Source organism: Ideonella sp. A 288 (assembly GCF_002198735.1).
GTDB lineage: Bacteria > Pseudomonadota > Gammaproteobacteria > Burkholderiales > Burkholderiaceae_C > Pseudaquabacterium.
Genome location: NZ_MWLO01000027.1, coordinates 1 through 6,195 on the forward strand (window position 1 = coordinate 1; position 6,195 = coordinate 6,195).

The 6,195-nt window shown below is 70.1% G+C and carries 8 protein-coding genes; 7 read left to right on the forward strand and 1 reads right to left on the reverse strand.

Going from position 1 to position 6,195, the window contains the following annotated elements; translation table 11 throughout:
- Positions 1-169: 169 nt before the first annotated feature.
- On the forward strand, positions 170-586 hold the full coding sequence (locus EOINJALH_RS01305; RefSeq protein WP_234413598.1) for a hypothetical protein: 417 nt from the start codon (positions 170-172) through the stop codon (positions 584-586).
- A gap of 13 nt (positions 587-599) precedes the next feature.
- Entirely contained in the window at positions 600-1,409 is an 810-nt protein-coding gene (locus EOINJALH_RS01310) for a helix-turn-helix transcriptional regulator (RefSeq protein WP_088278507.1), read from the forward strand.
- Here the strand turns inward: EOINJALH_RS01310 and EOINJALH_RS01315 are convergent.
- Positions 1,379-1,906, reverse strand: a complete 528-nt coding sequence (locus EOINJALH_RS01315; protein WP_088278508.1) for a hypothetical protein — start codon at positions 1,904-1,906, stop codon at positions 1,379-1,381. The genes EOINJALH_RS01310 and EOINJALH_RS01315 overlap by 31 nt on opposite strands.
- A gap of 226 nt (positions 1,907-2,132) precedes the next feature.
- Here EOINJALH_RS01315 and nifE point away from each other — a divergent pair, with 226 nt between their 5' ends.
- From nifE to EOINJALH_RS01340, 5 genes are read left to right on the forward strand one after another with little or no spacing between them, the layout of a single operon-like run.
- A complete protein-coding gene (nifE, locus tag EOINJALH_RS01320) occupies positions 2,133-3,599 on the forward strand; it encodes a nitrogenase iron-molybdenum cofactor biosynthesis protein NifE (protein WP_088278509.1) in 1,467 nt (488 codons plus the stop codon).
- Between the two features lie 2 nt (positions 3,600-3,601).
- A complete protein-coding gene (nifN, locus tag EOINJALH_RS01325; protein WP_088278510.1) occupies positions 3,602-5,029 on the forward strand; it encodes a nitrogenase iron-molybdenum cofactor biosynthesis protein NifN in 1,428 nt (475 codons plus the stop codon).
- A gap of 34 nt (positions 5,030-5,063) precedes the next feature.
- Entirely contained in the window at positions 5,064-5,477 is a 414-nt protein-coding gene (gene nifX / locus EOINJALH_RS01330; protein WP_088278511.1) for a nitrogen fixation protein NifX, read from the forward strand.
- Positions 5,474-5,962 (forward strand): NifX-associated nitrogen fixation protein, encoded by a 489-nt coding sequence (locus EOINJALH_RS01335; protein ID WP_088278512.1) that lies wholly within the window; start codon positions 5,474-5,476, stop codon positions 5,960-5,962. Before nifX ends, EOINJALH_RS01335 begins: the two co-directional genes overlap by 4 nt.
- Positions 5,963-5,968: 6 nt before the next feature.
- Positions 5,969-6,172, forward strand: a complete 204-nt coding sequence (locus EOINJALH_RS01340; protein ID WP_088278513.1) for a CCE_0567 family metalloprotein — start codon at positions 5,969-5,971, stop codon at positions 6,170-6,172.
- Positions 6,173-6,195 lie beyond the last annotated feature (23 nt).

Consider the following 6,195-nt stretch of genomic DNA (forward strand, 5'->3'; position numbering starts at 1 on the left):
TGGGTGCTCATGGGGTGCCTCGTGGGGCGTGGGTTGAAAGTGACGCGATGGTGCGGGGGCGCCTGCATCGGTGCAATCGAAAGCCACGAAGTCGCGCCGGTGGACGCAGCACGTATCGTTGAGCGATACTTTCTGCCACGCGACCACGACCGCGCTGCCGGAGAAGACCATGCCCTCGAGACCGTCCCTGCCCCTGGCGCTGCGCGCCGGTGCCGCCTACTTCGGCCTGGTGTTCGGCGCCGGCTTCCTGCTGGGCATGGTGCGCGTGCCGCTGCTGGTGCCGCGCCTGGGCGTGCGCACGGCCGAGCTGCTGGAGATGCCGGTGATGGCCGGCGTGATCTGGCTGGCCGCGCACTTCATCGTGCGGCACTTCGCGCTGCCGCCGCGCAACGGCGTGCGCCTGGCCACCGGCGGCGTGGCGCTGGCGCTCACCCTGGGCGCCGAGCTGGCCGTGGGCATGCTGCTGATGGGCCAGTCGTTCGCCGCGCTGCTGGCCGCGCGCGACCCCGTCTCGGGCAGCGTGTACCTGGCGCTGCTGGGCGTGTTCGCCGTGATGCCGCGGTTCATCCACCCCCGCCCGCAATGACCTGAGAGGCCGCATGTCCACCACGCAGACCCTGATCACCGTGTTGAAGGCCGAGCTGAAGGCCGCCGGCCTGACCTACGCCGCGCTGGCGCGCGAGCTGGGGCTGGCCGAATCCAGCGTGAAGCGCATGTTCTCGAAGGGCGAGATGACGCTGTCGCGGCTGGACGAGATCTGCCGCGTGCTGCGCACCGACTACGCCGAGCTGTCGCGCCAGGTGGCCGACGCGGCACCCAAGCGCCACGAGCTCACCGCCGAGCAGGAGGCCGCGGTGGTGGCCGACCCCAAGCTGCTGCTGGTGGCCATCTGCGCGCTCAGCCAGTGGACGCTGGAGCAGATCGTGGCCACCTACCGCCTCAGCGAGGCCGAGGGCGTGAAGTACCTCACCCGCCTGGACAAGCTGGGCATCATCGAGCTGCGGTCGATGAACCGCTACCGCCTGCAGCTGGCCAAGACCTTCCGCTGGCGCGCCGACGGGCCGGTGATGCAGTACTTTCGCCAGCAGGTGGTGGGCGACTACTACGCCGGCGGCTTCGACGGCGAGGGCGAGATGCTGATGCTGGTGCACGGCCAGATCGGCCGCAGCCTGGCCGCGATGTTCAACGAACGGCTGCAGCGCGTGGCCCAGGACTTTGCGCAGCAGCACCTGGCCGACCAGAAGCTGCCGCCCGACCAGAAGCGGCCCTTCACGCTGCTGATCGGCATGCGCTCATGGCTGTTCGGCGCCTTCCGCGACCTGAAGCGCGAGCCCGACGGGCCCACCGTGGCCTTGAGGGCCCAGGGCCCCAGGAACCCTCAGCCGACCACGAGCAGGCGCACCGGCTGATCGAAGCCGGCTGCGCGGCGGGTGAGCAGGTCCACCACCGCCGGCATGCGCGCCGGGGCCACGTCGGTGGCCAGGATCAGCGTGGCGCGGCGCGGCACGAAGCGCCCCACGCGGTCGAGCAGGTCGGGGCCGTCGATCAGGTGGCCGGCGTCCCAGGGGTGGTCGGCGGGCAGGGCGCGCCCCGCCAGCGCGTCGGCCCACTTCACGCGCAGCCGCAGCGCCAGCTTCGCCAGGCCGCCCGGGCAGGCGGCCAGCCGGTGGCTGCCGTCCAGGTCGAGCGCCAGCGAATCCAGCACGCGGGCCTCGTCGGGTTTGCAGTGCCGCACCGCGAAGCGCGCCACCGCCACCGGCGGCCCGCCCGGGGCCAGGCCCAGCCGGCACCAGGCGCGCAGGTTGGCCATCACCGGGTCGGGCGACGGGGTACGGTAGACGGGTGGGTCCAGCAGGTCGGTGTCGAAACGGGCGGACAGGCGCGAGAACAGTGAACTGCGGGACATGACTGTCAGTGTCGCCCACCACCGGGCCGCTGCCGGCGTGACCCGGCGCCAATAGCGTCGGCTTTGTCGCAAACCTGCCAAGCACGCAAAGCCCTCGGGCCGCTGCACCACCGCCAGCAGGCCGCGCCAAGTGCTTGATTCGACTGGCCTCGCGCCGCCAAACGCCGCGGCGCATGGCTGGCACCGATCGTGCAATGGCCTGCTGCAACCGCTACCGGAGCCCCGCATGTCCGCCTCACTGAAAGCCAGGATTGCCGAAGTGTTCGACGAGCCGGGGTGCGACATCAACCAGTCGAAGAGCGCCCAGGAACGCAAGAAGGGCTGCACCAAGCAGCTCACGCCCGGTGCCGCGGCCGGCGGCTGCGCCTTCGACGGCGCCAAGATCGCGCTGCAGCCCATCGTCGACGTGGCCCACCTGGTGCACGGCCCCATCGCCTGCGAGGGCAACGCCTGGGACAACCGCCACAGCGCGTCGTCCGGCCCCAGCACCTACCGCACCGGCTACACCACCGACATCAACGAGTTCGACGTGATCTACGGCGGCGAAAAGCGGCTGTTCAAGGCCATCCGCGAGATCATCGAAAAGACCGACCCGCCGGCCATCTTCGTCTACCAGACCTGCGTCACCGCGATGATCGGCGACGACATCGAGGCCGTGTGCAAGCGCGCCACCGAGCGCTTCGGCAAGCCCGTCATCCCGGTGGATGCGCCGGGGTTCGCCGGCCCCAAGAACCTGGGCAACAAGCTGGGCGCCGAAGCGCTGCTCGACCACGTGATCGGCACGATGGAGCCCGAGTTCACCACGCCCACCGACATCAACATCATCGGCGAGTACAACCTGTCGGGCGAGCTGTGGCAGGTGAAGCCGCTGCTCGACGCGCTGGGCGTGCGCGTGCTCAGCTGCATCTCGGGCGACGGCCGCTACGCCGAGGTGGCCAGCGCCCACCGCGCGCGCGCCAACATGATGGTGTGCAGCAAGTCGATGATCAACGTGGCCACGCGCATGCAGCAGCGTTGGGGCATCCCGTACTTCGAGGGCTCGTTCTACGGCATCGCCGACATGAGCCTCACGCTGCGCGAGATCGCCCGCCTGCTGGTGGAGCGTGGCGCGCCGGCCGACCTGGCCGAGCGCACCGAGGCGCTGATCGCCGTGGAAGAGGCCCGCGCCTGGGGCCGCATCCGCGCCTACCGCGAGCGCCTGGCCGGCAAGAAGGTGCTGCTGATCACCGGCGGCGTGAAGAGCTGGAGCGTGGTCTCGGCGCTGCAGGAGGCCGGCCTCGAGGTGGTGGGCACCAGCGTCAAGAAGAGCACCAAGGAAGACAAGGAAAAGATCAAGGAGATCATGGGCGACGACGCCCACATGATCGACGACATGACCCCGCGCGAGATGTACGCGATGCTGCGCGAGGCCCGCGCCGACATCATGCTCAGCGGCGGCCGCAGCCAGTTCGTGGCCCTGAAGGCACGCATGCCCTGGATGGACATCAACCAGGAGCGCCACCACGCCTTTGCAGGTTATGAAGGCATGGTGACGATGATCGCCGAGATCGACAAGGCGCTGTTCAACCCGGTGTGGCAGCAGGTGCGCACGCCCGCGCCCTGGGACGTGGTGGTCGACGATGCGGTGTACCGCACCAGCACCCCTGCGGCGCCCGCGGCATCGGCCCGCCCCCTGGCCGCGGCGGAGGCCTGAGCATGGCCCACGTCATCGAATCGAAGAAGGCCTGCGCGGTCAACCCGCTGAAGATGAGCCAGCCGCTGGGCGCGGCCTTCGCCTTCATGGGCCTGGGCTCGTGCATGCCGGTGATGCACGGTTCGCAGGGCTGCACCTCGTTCGGCCTGGTGCTGCTGGTGCGGCACTTCAAGGAGGCCATCCCGCTGCAGACCACCGCGATGAACGAGGCCACCACCATCATGGGCGGCAGCGACAACGTCGAGAAGGCGCTGCTCAACATCCGCCAGCGGGCGCAGCCCGAGATCATCGCCCTGTGCTCCACCGGCCTCACCGAGACCAAGGGCGACGACGTGGCCGGCTTCATCCGCACCGCGCAGCGCAAGCACCCCGAGCTGGCCGACACCGAGATCGTCTACGTCTCCACGCCCGACTACACCGGCGCCTTCCAGGACGGCTGGTCCAAGGCCGTCGAGGCGCTGGTGAAGCAGGTGCCGGTGGTCGGCGCCCCGCCGCTGCCCGACACCATCGCGCTGATGCCCGGCAGCCACCTCACGCCCGGCGACATCGACGAGCTGCGCGAGCTGGTCGAGGCCTTCGGCCTGCGCGCGCTGGTGGTGCCCGACGTGTCGGGCTCGCTGGACGGCCACATCCCAGAGCGCTGGCTGGGCACCACGCTGGGCGGCACGCCGCTGGCCGACCTGCGCGCGCTGGGCGGCGCGATGCACACGCTGGCCATCGGCGAGCAGATGCGCCCGGCCGCCGAGGCGCTGCGCGCCCGCTGCGGCGTGCAGTGCACGGTGTTCGACCGCCTGACCGGCCTGACCGCCACCGACGCCTTCGTGCAGGTGCTCTCGCAGCTGTCGGGCCGCCCGGTGCCGGCGCGCCTGCGCCGCCAGCGCAGCCAGCTGGTCGACGCCATGCTGGACGGCCACTTCCACTTCGGCAACGTCAAGGTGGCGCTGGGCGCCGAGCCCGACCTGCTGTACGCCGCCGGCATGATGCTGCACGAGATGGGCGCCGAGCTGTCGGTGTGCGTGACCACCACGGGCTCGCGCCTGCTGGAGCGCATGCCCTCGGCCGAGGTGATCATCGGCGACCTCGAGGATTTCGAGCGCTCGGCCGGCGTGGCCGGCTGCGATCTGCTGATGACCCATTCGCACGGCCGCCAGGCGGCCGAACGCCTGGGCAAGCCGCTGTTCCGCCTGGGCATCCCCGTGTTCGACCGCATCGGCAACGCGCACGTGTGCCATGTGGGTTATCGCGGCACGCGGCAGTTTGTCTACGAGGTGGGCAACCTGCTGATGGACCAGATCCATCACAGCAGCCCCGACGACTGGCCGCTGACCGACGAAGCCCGCGCCGCCGCGCGGCCTGCCGAGGTGCACGTGCCCGCCGTCGTGCCGCGCATGCGCCGGCCCGGCGAATCGATCTCGGCCGCCAGCGCCTGAGCCCCTCTCTTCAGATCAACGCAAGGAGCCCGGAATGAAAGTCGCCTTTGCCACCCAGGACCAGCAGCGCGTGGACGCGCACTTCGGCTGGGCCCAGCACCTGGCCGTCTACGACGTGACGCCCGAAGGCTACCGCTTCGTCAGCGACTTCGCCTTCGGCGAAGACCTGGCCGAAGACGGCAACGAAGACAAGCTGGGGCCCAAGCTCGAGGCCATCGGCGACTGCGCCATCGTCTACGTGGCGGCCATCGGCGGCTCGGCCGCGGCCCGCGTGGTGGCCCACAAGATCCACCCGGTGAAGGTGCAGCAGCCCGAGCCCATCCTCGACATCCTGGACAAGCTGCAGGCCGTGCTGCGCGGCACGCCGCCGCCCTGGCTGCGCAAGGCGCTGATGAAGGGCCAGGAACGCACCCACGACTTTGAAGACGACCAGGAAGTGCAACCATGACCGAGACCGTTGCGGCCGAAAAGCCCGCCGCCCCCACCGAAGCGGAACTGATGCAGGACCGCTTCATCGTCGAGCTGATCAAGCAGATCCGCGCGCAGGACACCCACGGCACCTGGGAAGGCAAGACCGACCGCGTGCTGCTGGAGCCCTACATCCTGAGCGCCGAACAGCGCCGCGAGCTGCCGCTGATGGGCGACCCCGACCCCGACCTGCTGTGGCGCCTGGACCTGTTCCACAACGCCGTGGGCCTGGCCATCGAGCGGGCCACCAAGTGCATGGTGGCGCCGATGACCAAGATGAGCCACGAAGGCTTCGGCCGCACCGTGCTGACCACCGGCCGCCTGATCGTGGTGAACCGCTACCTGCGCGACGTGCACCGCTTCGGCTACCCCAGCCTGGCCAAGCTGGCCGAGGCCGGCAACAAGCTCGTCGACGAAGGCATCGCGATGATCGCGGCCTACCCCGACGTGGCGAACTACGGTTGAACCGCCATGAGTGACGACCTCGAGACCCTGAAGACCGCCGTGAAGAAGCTCAACGCCAAGGCCACGCAGGCCAAGATGGACCTGCACGACCTGAGCGAAGAGCTGCCGACGAACTGGGAGCGCATCCCCGAGGTGGCCCGCATCGCGCACGAGGCGCATGCCGCGCTGGTGGAAGCGCGCAAGCAACTGGCCGCCGTGCAGCCCACCTGACCCTTCCGCCCCACCCCGCCGAC